At 48.5% G+C, this 1,028-nt stretch carries 1 protein-coding gene; it reads left to right on the top strand.

Annotation, left to right across the window (positions count from 1 at the left end):
• Positions 1 to 1,028 (top strand): FlgK family flagellar hook-associated protein (locus R8269_RS26340; RefSeq protein ID WP_412079975.1); only part of this gene is annotated, 1,028 nt, incomplete at both ends.

Here is a 1,028-nt window from a genome sequence, read left to right as displayed (position 1 = left end):
TGATGGATCAGCATGAAAAGCTCATTACCGAGCTGTCGGAATACACTAAGGTCACCGTGACCCCACGTAAAAACGCTGAAGGTTTCAACGTGCACATCGGCAATGGTCATACCTTGGTGTCGGGCACAGAGGCAAGCCAATTAAAAATGATTGATGGCTACCCAGACGTGCACCAACGACGTCTAGCGATGGTCGAAGGCGATGGCATTAAAGCGATTAAGGCCGACGACATGGACGGCAAAATCGGCGCGCTACTCGACATGCGTGACAAACACATTCCGCAACTGCTGGATGAAATGGGGCGCTTAGCTACCGGATTCTCTTACAAGGTCAACCAACTGCAATCGCAAGGTTTGGATCTCAACGGCAAAATCGGTAAAGACGTTTTCACCGATGTGAATTCTGAGCTGGTGGCTAAATCACGAGTGTTTACTGCACCAAACTCGAAAGCGGACGTTGCCGTTTATGTCGATGATATTTCGGCGTTGAAAGGTGGCGAATATGCGCTGCGCTTCGATGGTGATCGCTACAGCGTGACAACACCGAAAGGCGAGCAAGTTCAGATAGATATAGACCAGTCGGATTCTACCTTCGTATTGGATGGCATGAGAGTGCAAATCGGCGAAGGCCTTGCCGCTGGCGAACGAGTGCTGCTGCGTCCTACTCGCAGTGGTGCTGCCATCATCAAGATGGAAACCAACGACGCTAAATCCATTGCCGCACAAAGTTATGAAGCGTCTACGACGTTTGCTCAAGGCAGTGCGAAATTCAATATTCGTGAAGCGGGTGATGTAAAAGAGTTTGAAGTAACGGTTCAGCCACCCGATGAAAAGCACGACAAAGCGTGGCTAAAGATTACCGATAACAAAGGTAACTTATTGTCCGATAAATACTCTTATCCGTTAGACAAAGATGATCCGCTGATTGAAATCTCAGTGTCGAAGAGTCATCCGCTATACAAAAATGGCGATGCAACCATCTTTGAACTGACAGAAGGCGCACTGCTGAACGACAAATTTACGGCCAAC

It is taken from the genome of Vibrio sp. Vb0667 (assembly GCF_033391095.1).
Note: the sequence above shows the minus strand (reverse complement) of the source record. Positions and strands in the feature narration are given on the sequence as shown.